The organism is Chromobacterium paludis (assembly GCF_008275125.1).
Taxonomy (GTDB): domain Bacteria; phylum Pseudomonadota; class Gammaproteobacteria; order Burkholderiales; family Chromobacteriaceae; genus Chromobacterium; species Chromobacterium paludis.
The window spans coordinates 1,664,521-1,690,351 of sequence record NZ_CP043473.1; the positions used below are offsets into that span (position 1 = coordinate 1,664,521).

The following is a 25,831-nucleotide window of genomic DNA, read 5'->3' on the forward strand; positions in this document are numbered from 1 at the left end:
TTGTGTTAAATACTTGCAACTGCGCACCCCGCCAATCACGAAATCAGCATCAAGGCAAGCAGCAGAACGGAGACGAAATCTCCAACACAAAGCAGGGGCTATACTTCATCTATCTATTTTTATCAAATCAGAATAATGACCAAACGTTGGATATTTTTGATAATTCTTACTTGGATCAAACTCACCAGTAGCAGCCTCGACAGAATGGGGGTTAAATTTTTCATGCTTTATGTGTAACGAACCATCTTGCTGAAAAATATATGATGCACCACCCGTCACAAGAGGCTTGTCATCTAAAAAATCCCTATATATAGCCATTGTCAAAAACAAATCATCTTGCGATATTTTCTTGAAATGATACTCAAGCCTTTCTCGCAATTGATCATCAAAAAATGTGACCGCAATAAACTCTCTAGCGACATTTAAATAACAAAAAGGCTTACCCGACATCTCAACAATGGCAGTATATGTTTCACCGTCAGTATGCAGCTTTTCAGCATCCTGCTCACTCAATGGATCAATCGGTTTTTTTGAGTGACGAAACCATGATTTACAATATTGTATTTTTATCAATTGTACACCTTTCCTGCAGAGTCCCTAATTACGACTCCAGCCTTATTGGCTGAATTGATTACGCTTTGAGGTACTGGATTAATCTGAACAGGGACTTCCAGTATATAAACCCCGTTCAATGATTGCCCCGCCAGGTTCCCACTGGATGGCACATTAGCAATAGTTGCACCTGTCGGATACTTGTTAGCAATTTCATTTATATAATTATTCGCCGTAGATGGTTGTATATCAGAAAGTTGCGTATATTTTCTTGAGACAATCTCACCCGAAATGGGATTGTACGAATCCAAACGGTAGTAACCACCAACTGGATTTTCTATATACACTTCGTTATATGGGTACGCAGCCGCTTGCTGCTTGTTGAACTGATTCCCTTTATCTAGATTAACCAACCAACTCGGCTTGCTAGATGCATTCGCAACCTGCTCCACGGAGTTTGCAGAACCACCTATTAGCCGAGTAGCACCAACCTCCTCACCAACTTTCTCAACCTGCTGGATCGTCTTCTCTGTCTGACTGAGCTCCGATAGCTCGGAAGAAACTCCTCCCACATTTTTGGTTGACCCAAAGACAACACCCGCAATCGGAATCAGATTCAACCCTTGCTTGATATCATCCGCGCTAAAATCCAGCCCATACTTTTTAAGGTTATCATGAAGCTCTCTGGCAGCCCCCTCGGTTGCCAAGTAACGACTATCCGCCTCTTTGTTCTGTGTAAACTTGTCGGACAGTTCCGTTTTTCGTAAAACTCCACCATAACTTGCTGTATCAACTATAGTCTCGTGATAATCACGCAATTCTTGCTGCTCTTTCCCATATCGCGCACCTTCTTTCTCTAAGGACAAGTAAAACTTATATTCTTTAGAGTCTGGCAAGAATTGTGCTGAGCACTTTAGCAACGCACAAGCCGCTGCCTGCAGCCTATGTTTAGCAGCCGCATCTCCACGCGCAATTTTATCAATGATACTCTGTTGCTTCGCGCTAGTTAATGAGTTGTTCTCCAATTCGATCTTCGCCGCATTCACCGTCGTCGCGGCCGTGTTCGCGCCGCCGGTGCCGGCCGCCACGCCCGCCAGCAGGCCGCTGACCAGGTTTTCCCGCTGCAGCTTCTCTTCCGCCGTCATCTTATCGGGATTGGTATGCTGGATGGCGTCCAGCGCGTTGTTCAGCGCCACGCTGGCCGCGCCGCCCGCCGCCCCCGCGCCGCAGCTCTGGCCGCTGGCGCTCGCGCCGGCGCAAGCCAATGCAGCGTGCAACACCGCGCGGACGGTTTCGCTTTCTACCGTGGGGTTTTGGTCTTTCTCCAACTGATCCGCCAGCTTTTTCACTTCCTGCGCGCCCAGTCCCTGCAGGTAAGCGATGCCGGCGTTCTGGGCCATGCCGGCAAGGCTGTTGCCCAGATTGCCGGTGATGCCGGCCATTACCGCAGTGATTACCTGTCCTCTGCGGCTGCCTGGCGCCCACTTGGCGGCATCCTCCTCGGTGTCGATAGCCTCTTGCTGAAGCTTATGGTACTCATCGCTGTTCTTCGACAGACCGTTGTCTTCCGCGCGCTTCAACGCCTCCTTCGCCTCCTTGGCCGCTTGCATCTTGTTGGAGATGAAAGTGCCCACCTGCTGATTCAAGGCACTGGCCGCGTCAAACAGGCCTTGCACCTGATTGGCGTCGAAGTTGTTGGCCAGCTTGCCGCTACCGTCCTTGTCGCTGCTGACATTGCGGTTGGTGCCGGCTGCGGCCTGGGACGCGGTTTGGCCGGTTTGCGCTTCCTGCAGCGCGTTATTGGTGATGGTGAGGCTGCCGCCGCTGATGCCGGCCCGGGTGGTGCTCTTGTCGTGGTCCGACGCAGCCATGGCCATGCCGGACACGCCACCGGTGCCGGCGGTGACGCTGATGCTGCTGGCGGTGAAGTCGGCGTGGTTTTCCAGATCCTTGAGCACCAACGCGCCGGTTTGCAGGCTGTTTTTGCCATCGGCCACGGCCTTGTCGCTGCTGGCGAGGGCTGCGCCGTTCAAGGTGGTGATGCCGCCAACCTTGAGCTGGAAGCCGCCGTTGCCGGCTTTTATCCCGGACTGGCGCTGCACGCTGGCGTAGTCGGCGTCCATTTTCTGCTGGCTGAGGCTGACCGAGCCGCTGAAGCCGCCATTATAAGTGCCTTCGGCGCTGATCGATTGATTCAGGCTGTGATAGGTGCTGGTATCCTGCAGGCTGTCCAGCTTGAGGTCTCCGGCGATGTCGCCCACCACTTGCTGGCCCTTGGCGATGCCTTGCAACGTGACGTTGCCGCCGGACACCAGATTCAGCTTGCCGCCGGCGTTCAGTTCGCTCAACTGATACTGGCTGCCGTTGCCGTCCACATGGCCGCGGCTCATGCTGGCGTTGGCGTTGATGCCGGCAAACGCGCCCTTGCCCTTTTCCATACCGATGGCGATGCCCACGCCGCCGCTGCTGGAATGGCTGGTGGTGTGCTCGCTGCTGGTGCTCTTGGCTGCCAGCAGCTTGATGTCGCCTTCGGCCTGCAGGGTGAGGTCTTTGCCCGCGACGAACTGCGCGCCCTTGCCGGTGATGGTGCTGTCCAGCCCTGCGCCGTGCGCCAGGTCCACCAGCGTGCCGCCGGACTTGAGCAGGCTGCCGCTTTCGGTATGGCTGTCGCTGACGGTGGTGCTTTCGCTATGGCTGCCGCCCACTGAAATGCTCAGTTTAACCCCATAACCTTGTTTGCCCGGATCGGTGCCTTTCTTCGCCTGCTGATAGGCGGTATAGCTGTTGTAGCCAGCCAGCGCGGCGGTGGCGGTGGACAAGGCCTTGACGCGATCATCCTTGCTCTTGACTGCCGTATCCGCAGCGGAAGCCATGGCCTGCACGCCGCTGATCAAGGGACTGGTCAGTTGCACGGTCAGGCCGCTGGATTTGCTCTCCGTCTTCTGCACGCTGTGCCAGGTGTCTACGGCCGCGTCCAGGTTCTGTTTCTTGGTGTCCAGGTACAGGTCGCCGCCTGCGGTGACATCGCTGCCCTGCAGGGTGAGGGTGTCCCCGGTTTTGAGGCTGAGATTGCCGCCGATGCTGCCCACCAGGCTGCGGTTCTGGCTTTGGGTGGTGCCGGCGCCGTCCAGCTGCTGCGTCAGTTCCTTGCTGCCGATGGTGAAGCCCAGGCCGCCGCCGGAGAAGAGGCCGGAGGTCTCCTCTTTGTGGTACTGGAACAGGCGGTTGGTATCGGTGCCAGAGGTGATGTTGAGATTGCGGCCGGCATCCAGCGTCACGTCGCCGCTGCCCGCCACCTGGCTGGCGTGGATGTTGATGTCGCGCTGGCCCTTGAGGATGACGGTATTGGCCGAAACCGTGCTGCCCGCCTCATGCGTGCTGTCGTGGGCGACGATGTCGGTGGTCGTGCTGCTGCTGAACCAGCCGCTGGAGTGGCGGACGGTCTTGCTGTAATCGCTGTGCTGCTCTTGGGCGCTGCCCAGATTGACGTCGCGTCCGGCGATCAAAGCCTCTTGCCCATTGCTGGTGAGATTGGCCGCCTGAGTGCTGATGTCGCGCCCAGCGTTCAGGAGCAGCCCGCCCTCGCCTTGCACGGTGGTGCCGTGCTGGGTCAGGTCGTAGCTGTTACGGACATTTTCGCCCCAGGTATTGTCGTTGCGGCTTTCCGTGGCGACCGCCCCCAGCTTGATGTCGTTGTCTGCAGACAGCGTGAGCTTGCCGCCGCTGGCCAGGCTGGCACCATTGAGCAGCGCGTCGCCATCGGCATGCAGCTGCAGGTCTCCCTTGCTGGACAAGCTGGCCGCGGCCAGGCTGTCGGTCTGCCAGTTATGGCTGTTGCCCCAGCCGTAGCCGATATCATGGTTGGTATTGATCTCGCTCTGCAGCGTCAGTTGTTTGCCGGCCAGGGCGGTCAGGCTGCCGCCGCTGGATTGGGCGGCGGAGCCGATCAGGCTCAGGTCGCCGCCGGCTTTGAGCAGCACATCGCCGCCGCCCTGCAGCAGCGAGGCGTTATGGCTCTGGCTCAAGGTATCGTAGCCGCCGCCCCACCAGTTGCCGGCGCCGTGCTTGCTGTCCAGCGTGGATTCCAGGGTCAGGCTGTTGCCGGCCAGGGCCTGCACTCTGCCGCCGGCCTTGGCGCTGCTGCCGGACAGAGTCAGATTGTTGTCGGCGCTCAGCATCAAATTGCCGCCGATGTTCAGCAGGCTGCCGACGTGGTCCACCTGCTGGTACTGGAAGCTGCTGTAGCGATTGCTATCGCCCAGGTTGTAGCGGGTTTCGCGGCTGGCGATGTCCAGATCATGGCCCGCCAGCAAGCTGGCGTCGCCGCCTGCTTTCACATCCACCGCTTGCAGCTTCAGGTCATTGCCGGCCTGCAGCCGCAAATCTCCGCCCGCCTGGATACTGCTGCCCGCCTGGCTGTGCTGCGCGTCGTCTGTCACTACTAGGTTTTGCTGGGCGCTCAGGCCCAAGTCGCCGCCTGCCTGCACCTTGCCGCCCTCGATGCGGATATTGTTGGCCAGCGCCAGCAGCGCGGTATCGCTCTTCAGCGTGCCGTTATTGACCAAATCGCCATCGGCCTGCAGCGTCATGCTGTTGCCGGCCAGCACCGCGCCCTGGCCACGCAGGGATTGCTCGTCCGCCTTGGCTAGATAGACCATGGGCACCAGCACGTCCTGGCCGCCCACGTTCTGTTTCACCAGCCACACCATGTCCGATGTCAGCTTGGCCATCTGTTCCGCGGACAGAGCCATTCCCGGCGTCAGCTGGAACTTCTGGGCGTATTGCGTGCCATTGCTCATCAATTGCTGGTATTGCTGCATGGCGCTGCCGTAACCGGACAGGAAGCGCTTGCCAGTCATATCGGTGATGGCCTTGCTGACCATCTGCTGTTCGTAAAAGCCATCGCCCAAGCGCTTTTCCACCTTGCGCGGGTCATAGTTCAGCTGCTTGAGCAGGTAATCCGACGAAACAAAGTTATTGTATTGCGTGAATTGAGGATTGGTTTCCACCAGATAAGGTTGTTGCGGCGCCGTCTGGGCGTGATACAGACCGTTGTCCGGCACGGTGTAGCCGCCAGCCACCGGGTTGCCTGCCTTGGTGCCAGCAGATTCCAGAACAATGTTCCGCTGTGCCGGCACCGACTGATATGGCTTATTTAAATTTGCCGCCGGATCAACAAGAATCGGATCGTGGGTAGGTCCTTTGGATAGCGTCGATACCAAAAGAGTTTGCACAGGCATATTGCTCCCCTGCGCCTGGTCTACCTGGCCATTCAAGGCCTGGCCATTGGCTTGATCCACCTTGCCATTCAGCTGGCCACCCTGAGCTTGGTTCACTTGGCCCTGCAAGGCCTGCCCAGACAGCGTGTCTTGAGTTTGGCCGCCCAAGGCTTGGCCATTGGCCTGGTTCACGCTGCCGTTCAGTTGGTCGCCCTTGGCTTGGTTCACCTGGCCCTGCAAAGCCTGGCCGCTGGCTGAGCCCACCTTGCCATTCAGTTGACCGCCCTGAGCTTGGTCCACTTGGCCCTGCAAAGCCTGGCCGGTCAGTTTGTCCTGCTTTTGGCCATTCAACGTCTGGCCGCTGGCTGAGCCCACCTTGCCATTCAGTTGACCGCCCTGAGCTTGGTCCACTTGGCCCTGCAAAGCCTGGCCAGACAGCTTGTCTTGAGCTTGACCGCCCAAGGCCTGGCCATTGGCCTGGTTCACGCTGCCGTTCAGTTGATCACCCTTGGCTTGGTTCACCTGGCCTTGCAAGGCTTGGCCGGACAGTTTGTCTTGAGTTTGGCCGCCCAAGGCCTGGCCATTGGCCTGGTTCACGCTGCCGTTCAGTTGATCGCCCTTGGCTTGATCCACCTGGCCTTGTAGCGCCTGGCCGGACAGCTTATCTTGCGCCTGGCCGCCCAAGGCCTTGCCGCTAGCCTGGCTCACGCTGCCGTTTAGTTGATCGCCCTTGGCTTGGCTCACCTGGCCTTGCAGCGCCTGGCCGGACAGCTTGTCTTGAGTTTGACCGCCCAGCGCCTGGCCATTGGCTTGGTCCACCTTGCCATTCAGTTGACCGCCCTGAGCTTGGTCCACCTGGCCTTGCAGCGCCTGGCCGGACAGCTTGTCTTGAGTTTGACCGCCCAGCGCCTGGCCATTGGCTTGGTCCACCTTGCCATTCAGTTGACCGCCCTGAGCTTGGTCCACCTGGCCTTGCAGCGCCTGGCCGGAAGCCGCGCTCTGCTCCCCAGCGCCAGTCACACCGCCGCCTTGCGCCTTGTCGAACATGACGTGGATATTGGACAAGGTCGACTGCAGCGCCTTGGCATCCACACCCGACACACCCTTGCCATTGACAATGGTGGGGGCTTGCAAGCTCATGTGCTGGTTGGAGACGACTGTAGCGTCGAGGGAGCCTAAAACCTCAGTATGTGTTTCAACCGTCGGGCTATCGGTTCTTCCCCAGGCATAATTACTCTGCGTTGTGGTTGTTGTAGTTTTTAACAGCGGCTGGCCAGTATTCCTCACTTGATTACCGGCTAGCATATTTATAGTACCGCCAACAGAGATGGAGCTATAGGTATTAGCTACATCACTGGATTTAACACTCATGCTACCACCAACCAGAATACGGCCGGGATTCGTTAAGCCGCTGGCAACGTCTACTGAAACACGGGTAACAGTGGTACGTGACTGCTCCCCGTCTCTCGCCACTTCATCTCTCCCTGCAACAGCCAAACTCGCCATTTCTTTTGGAAGCAAATTTACATTTGGATCATACGGAGTCTTGCCAAAATCAAACCCAAACACCGAATATGATCCATTACTAGGAGTGCCAAAATAATAAACCTGCTGAGGCTTACCTCCCGGCAAAATTAAATGGGACCATCTCGAACCTATCGTCCTCTCACCATCACGCTTCCCACCATGAATGTATGACGAAGCACTATCATCCAGCATGTCAAGATCATAATCAGCAACTACTGTAATGATATGTTTTACAGAATCATCCCTAATAATATTTAATCTAAAGAACTGCGCATCATAAACTCCACACCCTTGCTCAGAGCAACCACTGTTATAATCAAAAGTAACGACCGAGTTGTCACCATTTTGCAATTTAGTAAGATTATAAGAAGATCCACGTCTTGAGCTTCCAGGACTACTAATTGTGGCTTCGCCATATGGAGTCAACAAGGTCTTACTTGTTGAGTTTTGACTCGAACTCTGAGTCACTGTAACCGGATTCGACTCATTACTCACCCGCCCGGCATCAATAAACATATTACCATCCGACTGCAGCGTGGCTATGTGATTGATCACCTGTCCCACGGATGCGCCATCTCGCCCAATATGCATATCGCCCTGGCTGTATAACCAGGCGCCGTCATGGTTGTTCAGCGTGCCGCCGATATTCAGCGCCATATTGCCGGCCGAGGCCAATACCGCCTTACCGCCGCTGTTATCCAAGCTGCCGGCCTGGATGGCGATGTCGCCGGCGGTCATGGAGGCGGTGTTGGTAAGGCTGGCGGCATGTAGATCCAGCGCGCCGGCGCCCAGGCTGCCGTAGTTGTACAAGCCCTGGCTGAGCTGGGTGCTCAGCGTGCCGCCGATATTGACGCTGCCGTTATTGGTCCAGTTGAGGCCCGTCAGGCTAAGGTTGCCGCTGCTTTGCAGCTGGCCGTTGTTCACCAAATTGCCGCTGGCGCTGATGCTGAGATTGCGATTGGCCTGCAGCTGGGTGCCGGCGTTGTTGACGAAATCGCCCTGCAGGCTCAAAGCCAAATCCTGCCCCGCCAGCAAGCTGCCCGTATTGGCCAGGGACGCGGTGTTGACCGTCAGATTGCCCTGGCTGTACACGCTGCCGCCGCTGTTGTCGAAGCGCTGCGACTTCAACTGCCAGTTGCCGTTGCCGGCTATCTGGCCGCCGTTGCTCAGTTGGCCGCTCAGCGTGATCCGGCTGTCGCCGCCGCCCAGCGCCAGTATCTTGCCGCCGGCATTGCTCAGGCTTCCGCTATCCAGCTGCAGCGTCTGCCCGGCTTGCAGCAAGCCGCCGCCGTTGTCCAGCTGGCTGGCTGTCAAGCTCAAGCCTGCCTGGCTGCCCAGCGTGCCTTGCTGGTTGTTCAGCGCGCCGCCGCGCAGAGTCAAATCGCCCTGGCTGCTCAGCACGCCCTGGCTGTTGTTGATATCGCCTGCCGTAACCTGCAATTGTCCACCAGACGTGATCTTGCCTTGGCCGCTATTGTCGAGCTGGCCGCGGACTTCCAGCGTGGCCAGGCCTTCCCCAGCTTGCGCTATCACTCCGTGCTGATTGCCCAGGCTGGAAGCGCTTAACTGCAGTTGGCTGGCCTGCAGTTTGCCATCTCGGTTTTGCGCGTCTTGCGCCACCTGCGCATGCAGCAGGGCGGCGCTCTGCAGCACACCTCCGCTGTTGTCCAACTGATTGGCTTGCAAGGTCAGTTGGCCATTGCTGGCCAACAAGCCGCCGGCGGAGTTATCCAACTTGCCGCTCAAGACCAGCGCGTTAGCCTCGTTGCCCAGCGCCTTCATGCTGCCGCCACGGTTATCCAGACTGGCCGCGTTGATCTGCAGGCTGCTGCCCTGCAACTGCCCTTGGCCGTTGCCCAACGCGCCGCCCAGCTTCAGAGTGAGCGACTGGCCGCTAGCCAAGGTGCCGCCCTGATTGTTCACGTCCTGCGTCAGGGTCAGCTGCTGCGCACCCTGGCTGCCTATCATCCCCTGATGGTTATCCAGGCTGCCGGCGACAATGTTCAAACCGCCATTGCTCAATACGTTGCCTTGCTGATTATTGAAGCCATGGCCGATTTGCAGCTGCGCCGCTCCTTGACCCGTCTGACGGATGTCGCCGCCTCGGTTGCTCAGGCTGTCGGCGTTGACGCTCAAACTCTGCGCCGCAATATGGCCGCCGTCGTTCAGCAAACTGCTTTGCTTGGTCAGGTTGAGCTGACCCGCTGCCTGCAGCGTGCCCTTGGCGTTGTCGACGATGGCGGCGTTGAGGTCGAGCTGGCCATTGCCGGCGATCTTGCCTTGGTTGTGCAGCTCGCCCGACACATTCAGGCTGCTCGCCGCGTCCTTCCCTAGCGCTAATATCTGGCCCTTGTCGGCGTTGGTCAGGCTGCTGGCGCTGAGCTGTAAATCCTTGCCGGCTTGGATGCTGCCGCCGACGTTGTCGAGCTGGCCGGCGTTCAATTTGAGCTGGCCATCGCTGCCGACCACGCCGTCGTTGTGCAGCGTATCGCTGACCGTCAGGTCGACGCCCTGGCCGCCGATCAGGCTGCCTTGAGCATTGTTCAGCGTGTGCAGATCGCCCTTCAGTTGGTTTTGCGCATAAATCTCGCCGGCCTGGTTGCTCAGGCTGTCCGCTTTGACGTTCAGGCTCTGCGCCGCGATGTGGCCGCCGTCGTTGGCCAAACTCGTTTGCTTGGTCAGGTTCAGCGCGCCGGCTGCCTGCAGCGTGCCCTTGGCGTTGTCGACGATGGCGGCGTTGAGGTCGAGCTGGCCATTGCCGGCGATCTTGCCTTGGTTGTGCAGCTCGCCCGACACATTCAGGCTGCTCGCCGCGTCCTTCCCTAGCGCTAATATCTGGCCCTTGTCGGCGTTGGTCAGGCTGCTGGCGCTGAGCTGTAAATCCTTGCCGGCTTGAATTGAACCGGCTGCATTCTCCAATTTGCCGGCGCTGAGCTTCACTTGGCCATCGCTACCTAGGGTACCGTCGTTATGCAACGTATCGCTGACCGTCAGGTCGATGCCCTGGCCGCCGATCAGGCTGCCGTGGGTGTTGTCGAGGGTCTTCAGTTGGCTGCTGAGTTGACCCTGGGCGTAGATTTCGCCCGCTTGGTTGCTCAGGCTGTCGGCTTTGACGTTCAGGCTCTGCGCCGCGATGTGGCCGCCGTCATTCGTCAGGCTGCTCTGCTTGGTCAGATTGAGCTGACCCGCCGCTTGCAGCGTGCCCTTGGCGTTGTCGACGGTGGCGGCGTTGAGATCGAGCTGGCCGTTGCCGGCGATCTTGCCTTGGTTGTGCAGTTCGCCCGACACAGTCAGGCTGCTGGCCGTATCCTTGCCCAGCGCCAGGATTTGGCCCTTGTCGGCATTGTTCAGGCTGCTGGCGCTGAGCTGTAAATCCTTGCCGGCTTGGATGCTACCGCCGACGTTGTCGAGCTGGCCGGCGTTCAATTTGAGCTGACCGTCGCTACCTAGGGTGCCGTCGTTATGCAACGTATCGCTGACCGTCAGGTCGACGCCCTGGCCGCCGATCAGGCTGCCGTAGGTGTTGTCGAGGGTCTTCAGTTGGCTGCTCAACGCACCTTGGGCGTAGATTTCGCCCGCTTGGTTGCTGAGGCTGTCGGCTTTGACGTTCAGGCTCTGCGCCGCGATGTGGCCGCCGTCGTTGGCCAAACTCGTTTGCTTGGTCAGGTTCAGCGCGCCGGCTGCTTGCAGCGTGCCCTTGGCGTTGTCGACGGTGGCGGCGTTGAGGTCGAGCTGGCCGTTGCCGGCGATCTTGCCTTGGTTGTGCAGATCATTGGCGATCGTCAGACTGCTGGCGGCGTCCTTGCCCAGCGCCAGGATTTGGCCCTTGTCGGCATTGTTCAGGCTGCTGGCGCTGAGCTGTAAATCCTTGCCGGCTTGGATGCTACCGCCGACGTTGTCGAGCTGGCCGGCGTTCAATTTGAGCTGACCGTCGCTACCTAGGGTGCCGTCGTTATGCAACGTATCGCTGACCGTCAGGTCGACGCCTTGGCCGCCGATCAGGCTGCCGTGGGTGTTGTCGAGGCTCTTCAGTTGACTGCTCAACGCACCCTGGGCGTAGATTTCGCCCGCCTGATTGCTGAGGCTGTCGGCTTTGACGTTCAGGCTCTGCGCCGCGATGTGGCCGCCGTCATTCGTCAGGCTGCTCTGCTTGGTCAGATTGAGCTGACCGGCCGCTTGCAACGTGCCCTTGGCGTTGTCGACGGTGGCGGCGTTGAGGTCGAGCTGGCCATTGCCGGCGATCTTGCCTTGGTTGTGCAGATCATTGGCGATCGTCAGACTGCTGGCGGCGTCCTTGCCCAGCGCCAGGATTTGACCGGCGTTGCTCAGGGAACTAGCCGTCAGTTGCAGGTCTTGGCCGGCTTGAATGCTGCCGCCGACGTTGTCGAGCTTGCCGGCGTTCAATTTGAGCTGGCCATCGCTGCCGACCACGCCGTCGTTGTGCAGCGTATCGCTGACCGTCAGGTCGACGCCCTGGCCGCCGATCAGGCTGCCGTGGGTGTTGTCGAGGGTCTTCAGTTGGCTGCTCAACGCACCTTGGGCGTAGATTTCGCCTTCTTTATTGCTGAGGCTGTCGGCTTTGACGTTCAGGCTCTGCGCCGCGATGTGGCCGCCGTCGTTGGCCAAACTCGTTTGCTTGGTCAGGTTCAGCGCACCGGCTGCTTGCAGCGTGCCCTTGGCGTTGTCGACGGTGGCGGCGTTGAGGTCGAGCTGGCCGTTGCCGGCGATCTTGCCTTGGTTGTGCAGATCATTGGCAACCGTCAGACTGCTGGCGGCGTCCTTGCCCAGCGCGAATATCTGGCCCTTGTCGGCATTGCTCAGGCTGCTGGCGCTGAGCTGTAAATCCTTGCCCGCCTGGATGGAGCCGGCCGCATTCTCCAATTTGCCAGCGCTGAGCTTCACTTGGCCGTCGCTGCCGACCACGCCGTCGTTGTGCAGCGTATCGCTGACCGTCAGGTCAACGCCTTGGCCGCCGATCAGGCTGCCGTGCGTGTTGTCGAGGGTCTTCAGTTGGCTGCTCAACGCACCTTGGGCGTAGATTTCGCCTTCTTTATTGCTCAGGCTGTCGGCTTTGACGTTCAGGCTCTGCGCCGCGATGTGGCCGCCGTCATTCGTCAGGCTGCTCTGCTTGGTCAGATTGAGCTGACCCGCCGCTTGCAGCGTGCCCTTGGCGTTGTCGACGGAGGCGGCGTTGAGGTCGAGCTGGCCGTTGCCAGCGATCTTGCCTTGATTGTGCAGATCATTGGCGATCGTCAGACTGCTGGCGGCGTCCTTGCCCAGCGCCAGGATTTGACCGGCGTTGCTCAGGGAACTAGCCGTCAGTTGCAGGTCTTGGCCGGCTTGAATGCTGCCGCCGACGTTGTCGAGCTTGCCGGCGTTCAATTTGAGCTGACCGTCGCTGCCGACCACGCCGTCGTTATGCAACGTATCGCTGACCGTCAGGTCGACGCCCTGGCCGCCGATCAGGCTGCCTTGAGCATTGTTCAGCGTGTGCAGATCGCCCTTCAGTTGGTTTTGCGCATAAATCTCACCGGCCTGGTTACTCAGGCTATCGGCTTTGACGTTCAGGCTCTGCGCCGCGATGTGGCCGCCGTCGTTGGCCAAACTCGTTTGCTTGGTCAGGTTCAGCGCGCCGGCTGCTTGCAGCGTGCCCTTGGCGTTGTCGACGGTGGCGGCGTTGAGGTCGAGCTGGCCGTTGCCAGCGATCTTGCCTTGGTTGTGCAGATCATTGGCAACCGTCAGACTGCTGGCGGCATCCTTGCCCAGCGCCAGGATTTGGCCCTTGTCGGCATTGCTCAGGCTTTGCGCCGTCAGCTGCAAATCCTTGCCCGCCTGGACTGAGCCGGCCGCATTCTCCAATTTGCCAGCGCTGAGCTTCACTTGGCCGTCGCTGCCGACCACGCCGTCGTTGTGCAGCGTATCGCTGACCGTCAGGTCAACGCCTTGGCCGCCGATCAGGCTGCCGTGCCTGTTGTCGAGGGTCTTCAGTTGGCTGCTCAACGCACCTTGGGCGTAGATTTCGCCCGCCTGATTGCTGAGGCTGTCGGCTTTGACGTTCAGGCTCTGCGCCGCGATGTGGCCGCCGTCATTCGTCAGGCTGCTCTGCTTGGTCAGATTGAGCTGACCCGCCGCTTGCAGCGTGCCCTTGGCGTTGTCGACGGTGGCGGCGTTGAGATCGAGCTGGCCGTTGCCGGCGATCTTGCCTTGGTTGTGCAGTTCGCCCGACACAGTCAGGCTGCTGGCCGTATCCTTGCCCAGCGCCAGGATTTGGCCCTTGTCGGCATTGTTCAGGCTGCTGGCGCTGAGCTGTAAATCCTTGCCGGCTTGGATGCTACCGCCGACGTTGTCGAGCTGGCCGGCGTTCAATTTGAGCTGACCGTCGCTGCCGACCACGCCGTCGTTATGCAACGTATCGCTGACCGTCAGGTCGACGCCCTGGCCGCCGATCAGGCTGCCTTGAGCATTGTTCAGCGTGTGCAGATCGCCCTTCAGTTGGTTTTGCGCATAAATCTCACCGGCCTGGTTACTCAGGCTATCGGCTTTGACGTTCAGGCTCTGCGCCGCGATGTGGCCGCCGTCGTTGGCCAAACTCGTTTGCTTGGTCAGGTTCAGCGCGCCGGCTGCTTGCAGCGTGCCCTTGGCGTTGTCGACGGTGGCGGCGTTGAGGTCGAGCTGGCCGTTGCCGGCGATCTTGCCTTGGTTGTGCAGATCATTGGCGATCGTCAGACTGCTGGCGGCGTCCTTGCCCAGCGCCAGGATTTGGCCCTTGTCGGCATTGCTCAGGCTTTGCGCCGTCAGCTGCAAATCCTTGCCCGCCTGGACTGAGCCGGCCGCATTCTCCAATTTGCCAGCGCTGAGCTTCACTTGGCCGTCGCTACCTAGGGTGCCGTCGTTATGCAACGTATCGCTGACCGTCAGGTCGACGCCCTGGCCGCCGATCAGGCTGCCGTGGGTGTTGTCGAGGGTCTTCAGTTGACTGCTCAACGCACCTTGGGCGTAGATTTCGCCTTCTTTATTGCTCAGGCTGTCGGCTTTGACATTCAAACTCTGCGCCGCGATGTGGCCGCCGTCGTTGGCCAAACTCGTTTGCTTGGTCAGGTTCAGCGCGCCGGCCGCCTGCAGCGTGCCCTTGGCGTTGTCGACGGTGGCGGCGTTGAGGTCGAGCTGGCCATTGCCGGCGATCTTGCCTTGGTTGTGCAGATCATTGGCGATCGTCAGACTGCTGGCGGCGTCCTTGCCCAGCGCCAGGATTTGACCGGCGTTGCTCAGGGAACTAGCCGTCAGTTGCAGGTCTTGGCCGGCTTGAATGCTGCCGCCGACGTTGTCGAGCTTGCCGGCGTTCAATTTGAGCTGGCCATCGCTGCCGACCACGCCGTCGTTGTGCAGCGTATCGCTGACCGTCAGGTCGACGCCCTGGCCGCCGATCAGGCTGCCGTGGGTGTTGTCGAGGGTCTTCAGTTGGCTGCTCAACGCACCTTGGGCGTAGATTTCGCCCGCTTGGTTGCTGAGGCTGTCGGCTTTGACGTTCAGGCTCTGCGCCGCGATGTGGCCGCCGTCGTTGGCCAAACTCGTTTGCTTGGTCAGGTTCAGCGCGCCGGCTGCTTGCAGCGTGCCCTTGGCGTTGTCGACCGTCGAAGCGTTGAGGTCGAGCTGGCCGTTGCCAGCGATCTTGCCTTGGTTGTGCAGATCATTGGCGATGGTCAGGCTGCTGGCGGCGTCCTTGCCCAGCGCCAGGATTTGGCCCTTGTCGGCATTGTTCAGGCTGCTGGCGCTGAGCTGTAAATCCTTGCCGGCTTGGATGCTACCGCCGACGTTGTCGAGCTGGCCGGCGTTCAATTTGAGCTGACCGTCGCTACCTAGGGTGCCGTCGTTATGCAACGTATCGCTGACCGTCAGGTCGACGCCTTGGCCGCCGATCAGGCTGCCGTGGGTGTTGTCGAGGCTCTTCAGTTGACTGCTCAACGCACCCTGGGCGTAGATTTCGCCCGCCTGATTGCTGAGGCTGTCGGCTTTGACGTTCAGGCTCTGCGCCGCGATGTGGCCGCCGTCATTCGTCAGGCTGCTCTGCTTGGTCAGATTGAGCTGACCGGCCGCTTGCAACGTGCCCTTGGCGTTGTCGACGGTGGCGGCGTTGAGGTCGAGCTGGCCATTGCCGGCGATCTTGCCTTGGTTGTGCAGATCATTGGCGATCGTCAGACTGCTGGCGGCGTCCTTGCCCAGCGCCAGGATTTGACCGGCGTTGCTCAGGGAACTAGCCGTCAGTTGCAGGTCTTGGCCGGCTTGAATGCTGCCGCCGACGTTGTCGAGCTTGCCGGCGTTCAATTTGAGCTGGCCATCGCTGCCGACCACGCCGTCGTTGTGCAGCGTATCGCTGACCGTCAGGTCGACGCCCTGGCCGCCGATCAGGCTGCCGTGGGTGTTGTCGAGGGTCTTCAGTTGGCTGCTCAACGCACCTTGGGCGTAGATTTCGCCCGCTTGGTTGCTGAGGCTGTCGGCTTTGACGTTCAGGCTCTGCGCCGCGATGTGGCCGCCGTCGTTGGCCAAACTCGTTTGCTTGGTCAGGTTCAGCGCACCGGCTGCTTGCAGCGTGCCCTTGGCGTTGTCGACGGTGGCGGCGTTGAGGTCGAGCTGGCCGTTGCCGGCGATCTTGCCTTGGTTGTGCAGATCATTGGCAACCGTCAGACTGCTGGCGGCGTCCTTGCCCAGCGCCAGGATTTGGCCCTTGTCGGCATTGCTCAGGCTTTGCGCCGTCAGCTGCAAATCCTTGCCCGCCTGGACTGAGCCGGCCGCATTCTCCAATTTGCCAGCGCTGAGCTTCACTTGGCCGTCGCTGCCGACCACGCCGTCGTTGTGCAACGTATCGCTGACCGTCAGGTCGACGCCTTGGCCGCCGATCAGGCTACCGTGCGTGTTGTCGAGGGTCTTCAGTTGGCTGCTCAACGCACCTTGGGCGTAGATTTCGCCTTCTTTATTGCTCAGGCTGTCGGCTTTGACGTTCAGGCTCTGCGCCGCGATGTGGCCGCCGTCATTCGTCAGGCTGCTCTGCTTGGTCAGATTGAGCTGACCCGCCGCTTGCAGCGTGCCCTTGGCGTTGTCGACGGAGGCGGCGTTGAGGTCGAGCTGGCCGTTGCCGGCGATCTTGCCTTGGTTGTGCAGATCATTGGCAACCGTCAGACTGCTGGCGGCGTCCTTGCCCAGCGCCAGGATTTGACCGGCGTTGCTCAGGGAACTAGCCGTCAGTTGCAGGTCTTGGCCGGCTTGAATGCTGCCGCCGACGTTGTCGAGCTTGCCGGCGTTCAATTTGAGCTGACCGTCGCTGCCGACCACGCCGTCGTTATGCAACGTATCGCTGACCGTCAGGTCGACGCCCTGGCCGCCGATCAGGCTGCCTTGAGCATTGTTCAGCGTGTGCAGATCGCCCTTCAGTTGGTTTTGCGCATAAATCTCACCGGCCTGGTTACTCAGGCTATCGGCTTTGACGTTCAGGCTCTGCGCCGCGATGTGGCCGCCGTCGTTGGCCAAACTCGTTTGCTTGGTCAGGTTCAGCGCGCCGGCTGCTTGCAGCGTGCCCTTGGCGTTGTCGACGGTGGCGGCGTTGAGGTCGAGCTGGCCGTTGCCGGCGATCTTGCCTTGGTTGTGCAGATCATTGGCGATCGTCAGACTGCTGGCGGCGTCCTTGCCCAGCGCCAGGATTTGGCCCTTGTCGGCATTGCTCAGGCTGCTGGCGCTGAGCTGTAAATCCTTGCCCGCCTGGATGGAGCCGGCCGCATTCTCCAATTTGCCAGCGCTGAGCTTCACTTGGCCGTCGCTACCTAGGGTGCCGTCGTTATGCAACGTATCGCTGACCGTCAGGTCGACGCCCTGGCCGCCGATCAGGCTGCCGTGGGTGTTGTCGAGGCTCTTCAGTTGACTGCTCAACGCACCTTGGGCGTAGATTTCGCCTTCTTTATTGCTCAGGCTGTCGGCTTTGACGTTCAGGCTCTGCGCCGCGATGTGGCCGCCGTCGTTGCTCAGGCTGCTCTGCTTGGTCAGGTTCAGCGCGCCGGCCGCTTGCAACGTGCCCTTGGCGTTGTCGACGGTGGCGGCGTTGAGATCGAGCTGGCCGTTGCCGGCGATCTTGCCTTGGTTGTGCAGATCATTGGCGATGGTCAGACTGCTGGCGGCGTCCTTGCCCAGCGCTAATATCTGGCCCTTGTCGGCATTGCTCAGGCTTTGCGCCGTCAGTTGCAAATCCTTGCCGGCTTGGATACTGCCGCTGGCATTGTCGAGTTGGCCGACGCTGAGCTTCACTTGGCCGTCGCTGCCGACCACGCCGTCGTTGTGCAACGTATCGCTGACCGTCAGGTCGACGCCTTGGCCGCCGATCAGGCTGCCGTGCGTGTTGTCGAGGCTCTTCAGTTGGCTGCTCAACGCACCTTGGGCGTAGATTTCGCCTTCTTTATTGCTCAGGCTGTCGGCTTTGACGTTCAGGCTCTGCGCCGCGATGTGACCGCCGTCGTTGGCCAAACTCGTTTGCTTGGTCAGGTTCAGCGCGCCGGCTGCTTGCAGCGTGCCCTTGGCGTTGTCGACGGTGGCAGCGTTGAGGTCGAGCTGGCCATTGCCGGCGATCTTGCCTTGGTTGTGCAGATCATTGGCGATCGTCAGACTGCTGGCGGCGTCCTTGCCCAGCGCTAATATCTGGCCCTTGTCGGCATTGCTCAGGCTTTGCGCCGTCAGTTGCAAATCCTTGCCGGCTTGGATACTGCCGCTGGCATTGTCGAGTTGGCCGACGCTGAGCTTCACTTGGCCGTCGCTGCCGACCACGCCGTCGTTGTGCAACGTATCGCTGACCGTCAGGTCGACGCCTTGGCCGCCGATCAGGCTACCGTGCGTGTTGTCGAGGGTCTTCAGTTGGCTGCTCAACGCACCTTGGGCGTAGATTTCGCCTTCTTTATTGCTCAGGCTGTCGGCTTTGACGTTCAGGCTCTGCGCCGCGATGTGACCGCCGTCGTTGGCCAAACTCGTTTGCTTGGTCAGGTTCAGCGCGCCGGCTGCTTGCAGCGTGCCCTTGGCGTTGTCGACGGTGGCAGCGTTGAGGTCGAGCTGGCCATTGCCGGCGATCTTGCCTTGGTTGTGCAGATCATTGGCGATCGTCAGACTGCTGGCGGCGTCCTTGCCCAGCGCCAGGATTTGGCCGGCGTTGCTCAGGGAACTAGCCGTCAGTTGCAGGTCTTGGCCGGCTTGGATGCTGCCGCCGACGTTGTCGAGCTGGCCGGCGTTCAATTTGAGCTGGCCGTCGCTGCCTAGGGTGCCATCGTTATGCAACGTATCGCTGACCGTCAGGTCGACGCCCTGGCCGCCGATCAGGCTGCCTTGAGCATTGTTCAGCGTGTGCAGATCGCCCTTCAGTTGGTTTTGCGCATAAATCTCGCCGGCCTGGTTGCTCAGGCTGTCGGCTTTGACGTTCAGGCTCTGCGCCGCGATGTGGCCGCCATCGTTGGCCAAACTCGTTTGCTTGGTCAGGTTCAGCGCGCCGGCTGCTTGCAGCGTGCCCTTGGCGTTGTCGACGGTGGCGGCGTTGAGATCGAGCTGGCCGTTGCCGGCGATCTTGCCTTGGTTGTGCAGTTCGCCCGACACAGTCAGGCTGCTGGCCGTATCCTTGCCCAGCGCCAGGATTTGGCCCTTGTCGGCATTGTTCAGGCTGCTGGCGCTGAGCTGTAAATCCTTGCCCGCCTGGATGGAGCCGGCCGCATTCTCCAATTTGCCAGCACCAAGCTTCACTTGGCCATCGCTGCCGACCACGCCGTCGTTGTGCAGCGTATCGCTGACCGTCAGGTCGACGCCCTGGCCGCCGATCAGGCTGCCGTGGGTGTTGTCGAGGGTCTTCAGTTGGCTGCTCAACGCACCTTGGGCGTAGATTTCGCCTTCTTTATTGCTCAGGCTGTCGGCTTTGACGTTCAGGCTCTGCGCCGCGATGTGGCCGCCGTCGTTGGCCAAACTCGTTTGCTTGGTCAGGTTCAGCGCACCGGCTGCTTGCAGCGTGCCCTTGGCGTTGTCGACGGTGGCGGCGTTGAGGTCGAGCTGGCCGTTGCCGGCGATCTTGCCTTGGTTGTGCAGATCATTGGCAACCGTCAGACTGCTGGCGGCGTCCTTGCCCAGCGCGAATATCTGGCCCTTGTCGGCATTGCTCAGGCTGCTGGCGCTGAGCTGTAAATCCTTGCCCGCCTGGATGGAGCCGGCCGCATTCTCCAATTTGCCAGCGCTGAGCTTCACTTGGCCGTCGCTGCCGACCACGCCGTCGTTGTGCAGCGTATCGCTGACCGTCAGGTCAACGCCTTGGCCGCCGATCAGGCTGCCGTGCGTGTTGTCGAGGGTCTTCAGTTGGCTGCTCAACGCACCTTGGGCGTAGATTTCGCCTTCTTTATTGCTCAGGCTGTCGGCTTTGACGTTCAGGCTCTGCGCCGCGATGTGGCCGCCGTCATTCGTCAGGCTGCTCTGCTTGGTCAGGTTCAGCGCGCCGGCCGCTTGCAGCGTGCCCTTGGCGTTGTCGACGGTGGCGGCGTTGAGGTCGAGCTGGCCATTGCCGGCGATCTTGCCTTGGTTGTGCAGATCATTGGCGATGGTCAGACTGCTGGCGGCGTCCTTGCCCAGCGCCAGGATTTGGCCCTTGTCGGCGTTGCTCAGGCTGCTGGCGCTGAGCTGTAAATCCTTGCCCGCCTGGATGGAGCCGGCCGCATTCTCCAATTTGCCAGCGCTGAGCTTCACTTGGCCGTCGCTACCTAGGGTGCCGTCGTTATGCAACGTATCGCTGACCGTCAGGTCGACGCCCTGGCCGCCGATCAGGCTGCCGTGCGTGTTGTCGAGGGTCTTCAGTTGGCTGCTCAACGCACCTTGGGCGTAGATTTCGCCTTCTTTATTGCTGAGGCTGTCGGCTTTGACGTTCAGGCTCTGCGCCGCGATGTGGCCGCCGTCGTTGCTCAGGCTGCTCTGCTTGGTCAGGTTCAGCGCGCCGGCTGCTTGCAGCGTGCCCTTGGCGTTGTCGACGGTGGCGGCGTTGAGATCGAGCTGGCCGTTGCCGGCGATCTTGCCTTGGTTGTGCAGATCATTGGCGATGGTCAGACTGCTGGCGGCGTCCTTGCCCAGCGCTAATATCTGGCCCTTGTCGGCATTGCTCAGGCTTTGCGCCGTCAGTTGCAAATCCTTGCCGGCTTGGATACTGCCGCTGGCATTGTCGAGTTGGCCGACGCTGAGCTTCACTTGGCCGTCGCTGCCGACCACGCCGTCGTTGTGCAACGTATCGCTGACCGTCAGGTCGACGCCTTGGCCGCCGATCAGGCTGCCTTGAGCATTGTTCAGCGTGTGCAGATCGCCCTTCAGTTGGTTTTGCGCATAAATCTCACCGGCCTGGTTACTCAGGCTATCGGCTTTGACGTTCAGGCTCTGCGCCGCGATGTGGCCGCCGTCGTTGCTCAGGCTGCTCTGCTTGGTCAGGTTCAGCGCGCCGGCTGCTTGCAGCGTGCCCTTGGCGTTGTCGACGGTGGCGGCGTTGAGATCGAGCTGGCCGTTGCCGGCGATCTTGCCTTGGTTGTGCAGATCATTGGCGATCGTCAGACTGCTGGCGGCGTCCTTGCCCAGCGCTAATATCTGGCCCTTGTCGGCATTGCTCAGGCTGCTGGCGCTGAGCTGTAAATCCTTGCCGGCTTGGATGCTGCCGCCGACGTTGTCGAGCTGGCCGGCGTTCAATTTGAGCTGACCGTCGCTACCTAGGGTGCCATCGTTATGCAACGTATCGCTGACCGTCAGGTCGACGCCCTGGCCGCCGATCAGGCTGCCTTGAGCATTGTTCAGCGTGTGCAGATCGCCCTTCAGTTGGTTTTGCGCATAAATCTCACCGGCCTGGTTACTCAGGCTATCGGCTTTGACGTTCAGGCTCTGCGCCGCGATGTGGCCGCCGTCGTTGCTCAGGCTGCTCTGCTTGGTCAGGTTCAGCGCGCCGGCTGCTTGCAGCGTGCCCTTGGCGTTGTCGACGGTGGCGGCGTTGAGATCGAGCTGGCCGTTGCCGGCGATCTTGCCTTGGTTGTGCAGATCATTGGCGATGGTCAGACTGCTGGCGGCGTCCTTGCCCAGCGCTAATATCTGGCCCTTGTCGGCATTGCTCAGGCTTTGCGCCGTCAGTTGCAAATCCTTGCCGGCTTGGATACTGCCGCTGGCATTGTCGAGTTGGCCGACGCTGAGCTTCACTTGGCCGTCGCTGCCGACCACGCCGTCGTTGTGCAACGTATCGCTGACCGTCAGGTCGACGCCTTGGCCGCCGATCAGGCTGCCTTGAGCATTGTTCAGCGTGTGCAGATCGCCCTTCAGTTGGTTTTGCGCATAAATCTCGCCGGCCTGGTTGCTCAGGCTGTCGGCTTTGACGTTCAGGCTCTGCGCCGCGATGTGGCCGCCGTCGTTGCTCAGGCTGCTCTGCTTGGTCAGGTTCAGCGCGCCGGCTGCTTGCAGCGTGCCCTTGGCGTTGTCGACGGTGGCGGCGTTGAGATCGAGCTGGCCGTTGCCGGCGATCTTGCCTTGGTTGTGCAGATCATTGGCGATGGTCAGACTGCTGGCGGCGTCCTTGCCCAGCGCTAATATCTGGCCCTTGTCGGCATTGCTCAGGCTTTGCGCCGTCAGTTGCAAATCCTTGCCGGCTTGGATACTGCCGCTGGCATTGTCGAGTTGGCCGACGCTGAGCTTCACTTGGCCGTCGCTGCCGACCACGCCGTCGTTGTGCAACGTATCGCTGACCGTCAGGTCGACGCCTTGGCCGCCGATCAGGCTGCCTTGAGCATTGTTCAGCGTGTGCAGATCGCCCTTCAGTTGGTTTTGCGCATAAATCTCACCGGCCTGGTTACTCAGGCTATCGGCTTTGACGTTCAGGCTCTGCGCCGCGATGTGGCCGCCGTCGTTGGCCAAACTCGTTTGCTTGGTCAGGTTCAGCGCGCCGGCTGCTTGCAGCGTGCCCTTGGCGTTGTCGACGGTGGCGGCGTTGAGATCGAGCTGGCCATTGCCGGCGATCTTGCCTTGGTTGTGCAGATCATTGGCGATCGTCAGACTGCTGGCGGCGTCCTTGCCCAGCGCCAGGATTTGACCGGCGTTGCTCAGGGAACTAGCCGTCAGTTGCAGGTCTTGGCCGGCTTGAATGCTGCCGCCGACGTTGTCGAGCTTGCCGGCGTTCAATTTGAGCTGACCGTCGCTGCCGACCACGCCGTCGTTATGCAACGTATCGCTGACCGTCAGGTCGACGCCCTGGCCGCCGATCAGGCTGCCTTGAGCATTGTTCAGCGTGTGCAGATCGCCCTTCAGTTGGTTTTGCGCATAAATCTCACCGGCCTGGTTACTCAGGCTATCGGCTTTGACGTTCAGGCTCTGCGCCGCGATGTGGCCGCCGTCGTTGGCCAAACTCGTTTGCTTGGTCAGGTTCAGCGCGCCGGCTGCTTGCAGCGTGCCCTTGGCGTTGTCGACGGTGGCGGCGTTGAGGTCGAGCTGGCCGTTGCCAGCGATCTTGCCTTGGTTGTGCAGATCATTGGCGATCGTCAGACTGCTGGCGGCGTCCTTGCCCAGCGCCAGGATTTGGCCCTTGTCGGCATTGCTCAGGCTGCTGGCGCTGAGCTGTAAATCCTTGCCCGCCTGGATGGAGCCGGCCGCATTCTCCAATTTGCCAGCGCTGAGCTTCACTTGGCCGTCGCTACCTAGGGTGCCGTCGTTATGCAACGTATCGCTGACCGTCAGGTCGACGCCTTGGCCGCCGATCAGGCTGCCGTGGGTGTTGTCGAGGGTCTTCAGTTGACTGCTCAACGCACCTTGGGCGTAGATTTCGCCTTCTTTATTGCTCAGGCTGTCGGCTTTGACATTCAAACTCTGCGCCGCGATGTGGCCGCCGTCGTTGGCCAAACTCGTTTGCTTGGTCAGGTTCAGCGCGCCGGCCGCCTGCAGCGTGCCCTTGGCGTTGTCGACGGTGGCGGCGTTGAGGTCGAGCTGGCCGTTGCCGGCGATTTTGCCTTGGTTGTGCAGATCATTGGCGATGGTCAGGCTGCTGGCCGCGTCCTTGCCCAGCGCCAGGATTTGACCGGCGTTGCTCAGGGAACTAGCCGTCAGTTGCAGGTCTTGGCCGGCTTGAATGCTGCCGCCGACGTTGTCGAGCTTGCCGGCGTTCAATTTGAGCTGGCCATCGCTGCCGACCACGCCGTCGTTGTGCAGCGTATCGCTGACCGTCAGGTCGACGCCCTGGCCGCCGATCAGGCTGCCGTGGGTGTTGTCGAGGGTCTTCAGTTGGCTGCTCAACGCACCTTGGGCGTAGATTTCGCCCGCTTGGTTGCTGAGGCTGTCGGCTTTGACGTTCAGGCTCTGCGCCGCGATGTGGCCGCCGTCGTTGGCCAAACTCGTTTGCTTGGTCAGGTTCAGCGCGCCGGCTGCTTGCAGCGTGCCCTTGGCGTTGTCGACCGTCGAAGCGTTGAGGTCGAGCTGGCCGTTGCCAGCGATCTTGCCTTGGTTGTGCAGATCATTGGCGATGGTCAGGCTGCTGGCGGCGTCCTTGCCCAGCGCTAATATCTGGCCCTTGTCGGCATTGCTCAGGCTGCTGGCGCTGAGCTGTAAATCCTTGCCCGCCTGGATGGAGCCGGCCGCATTCTCCAATTTGCCAGCGCTGAGCTTCACTTGGCCATCGCTGCCGACCACGCCATCATTGTGCAGCGTATCGGTGATCGTCAGGTCAAGCCCTTGGCTACCGATGACACTGCCCTGGCGGTTATCCAATGACGCGGCTTGCAATTCGAGGCTGCCGTCGCTGACCAAACGGCCTTGCTGGCCGTTGTCCAGCGCGCCGGTAGCGATGGTCAATTTGCCGTGCCCGCTGTGGGCCAATTGTCCCTGGCGGTTATCCACCCTACCCGCCTGAAACGTCAGGTCTGCGCCAGCGCTGCTCAAAGCGCCACCGCGGTTGTCCAACTCGCCCGCGATGCGCCATGTTGAACTTGCCGCGCCGCTTTGCGTCACCTCGCCTTGCCGGTTGTCCAGCGCACCCAGCGTGAGCTCCACTTGGCTAGCGGACAGCTGGCCCGATTGATTGTCCAGCTTGCCTTCCACAGTCAAACGCGCGGCTCCTTCCGCGCTGAGGTGGGCATGCTGAGTGTTCAAATCTCTGGCCGCATGGACGGTCAGCGCGCCATGGCTGGCGCTGACGGTGGATTGGGCCAGATCGATCTGGCCGCCTTGCAGACTGACGTCCTCGCCCGCTAGCAGTTGCCCGCTGCTCTGCAGCGCGCCGGCGCCATACACGCGCAACTGGCCGCTGGCCGTCAGCTTGCCATCGGTTTGCGCGCCGGCAGCCAGCGTGCCGTCGCCCTGCAGCGCCGCCGTATTCAGCGTGATATCACCCTGAGCGCTCAGCGCCTGATGCAGCGTCGTCTGGCCGACGATGTCGGCCTGGATGGCACCCTCCGCGCGCGTGACGCCGTCGTGGCGCAACTGTCCTTCGACCTGCAGCCTCAAGTCGTGCTGGCTATTCGTCTTGCCTTTCAGGATCAGATCGCCGGCGCTGGTCAACTGCAGGTCGCCAGCTTGGGCGGCCATAGTGCCCAGCTGGTTGACGCCGACGCCCTTCTCGGTGCCGATCAATTTGATGGAGTCAGCGTACATGCCGCCCAATTGCGCCACGTCCAAGGCGAAGACTGGCGCGTCCGCAGCCTGGGGCGCCAAGGCCTGAGCCTGCAGGCTGGCGGCATCCACTTGATTGCGTCCCAGCACGATATCCAATTTCTTGGCATACAGTTGGGCGTTGACCGATAAGGCGCGGCTGATGATGGCGAAGCTATCGAGATTGGCCACATTCAAGCCCGCACCTTCGACATTGACCCGCCCGCCTGACACGCGGTATCCGCTCAAGCCCCCTTGCGCATCCAGCTGCGGCACACCCGTGGTTAACACGGCCCGCGGCGTGTTGATGAAACCGCAGCCGCTGCAGGTGATCCCCCAAGGATTGGCGATCACCACTTGAGCCCGCTGTCCGGCCACTTCCAGATAGCCTCGCAATTGAGAGGGGTTGGGCTGTGTGACTTCGTTGAGAATGATGCGGGCGCTGCCGTTCTTAAGATTGGCATTGCCGCTGATATAGCCCGCCAATTGTGTATTGACGTTGACCGCGCTGTTATTGAGCAGCGCGCCGCCCGGTCCGACATTAAACGACTGGTATTGGTTATGCGACACGCCGCCGGCCGTCGGCGCGGCAATCTGCACTACCGGCAGGCCATTGGCGGAGGTGATAACGCCAGGCTGCTTGCCCGGCTGCGCGCCGGGGTCAGCGACGATATCCGCCGCCAAGACGCTGCTTCCCAGCCCCAAGCCGATCAGCAATACGCTCAGCCGCAAGCTGAAAGCCCGGCTGCGGCCCGCCAGCGTGGCCGCGACCCCTTGCGCGCCATTGCCCTTGCCCTGCCCGTTCGCATCCTCCTGCACCACCATCAATTGGCCGCGGGATCGGTTGAATATGATTCGATAGAGTTTTTTATTCATGATGTCGGATC

At 60.6% G+C, this 25,831-nt stretch carries 2 protein-coding genes; both read right to left on the reverse strand.

Annotated elements, in window-relative coordinates:
- Positions 1-105 precede the first annotated feature (105 nt).
- On the reverse strand, positions 106-573 hold the full coding sequence (locus tag FYK34_RS07615; RefSeq protein WP_149295805.1) for a lytic transglycosylase: 468 nt from the start codon (positions 571-573) through the stop codon (positions 106-108).
- Positions 570-25,820, reverse strand: coding sequence for a two-partner secretion domain-containing protein (locus FYK34_RS07620; RefSeq protein WP_149295806.1), 25,251 nt, complete (start codon positions 25,818-25,820; stop codon positions 570-572). The genes FYK34_RS07615 and FYK34_RS07620 overlap by 4 nt, the downstream gene beginning before the upstream one ends.
- Positions 25,821-25,831: the final 11 nt, after the last annotated feature.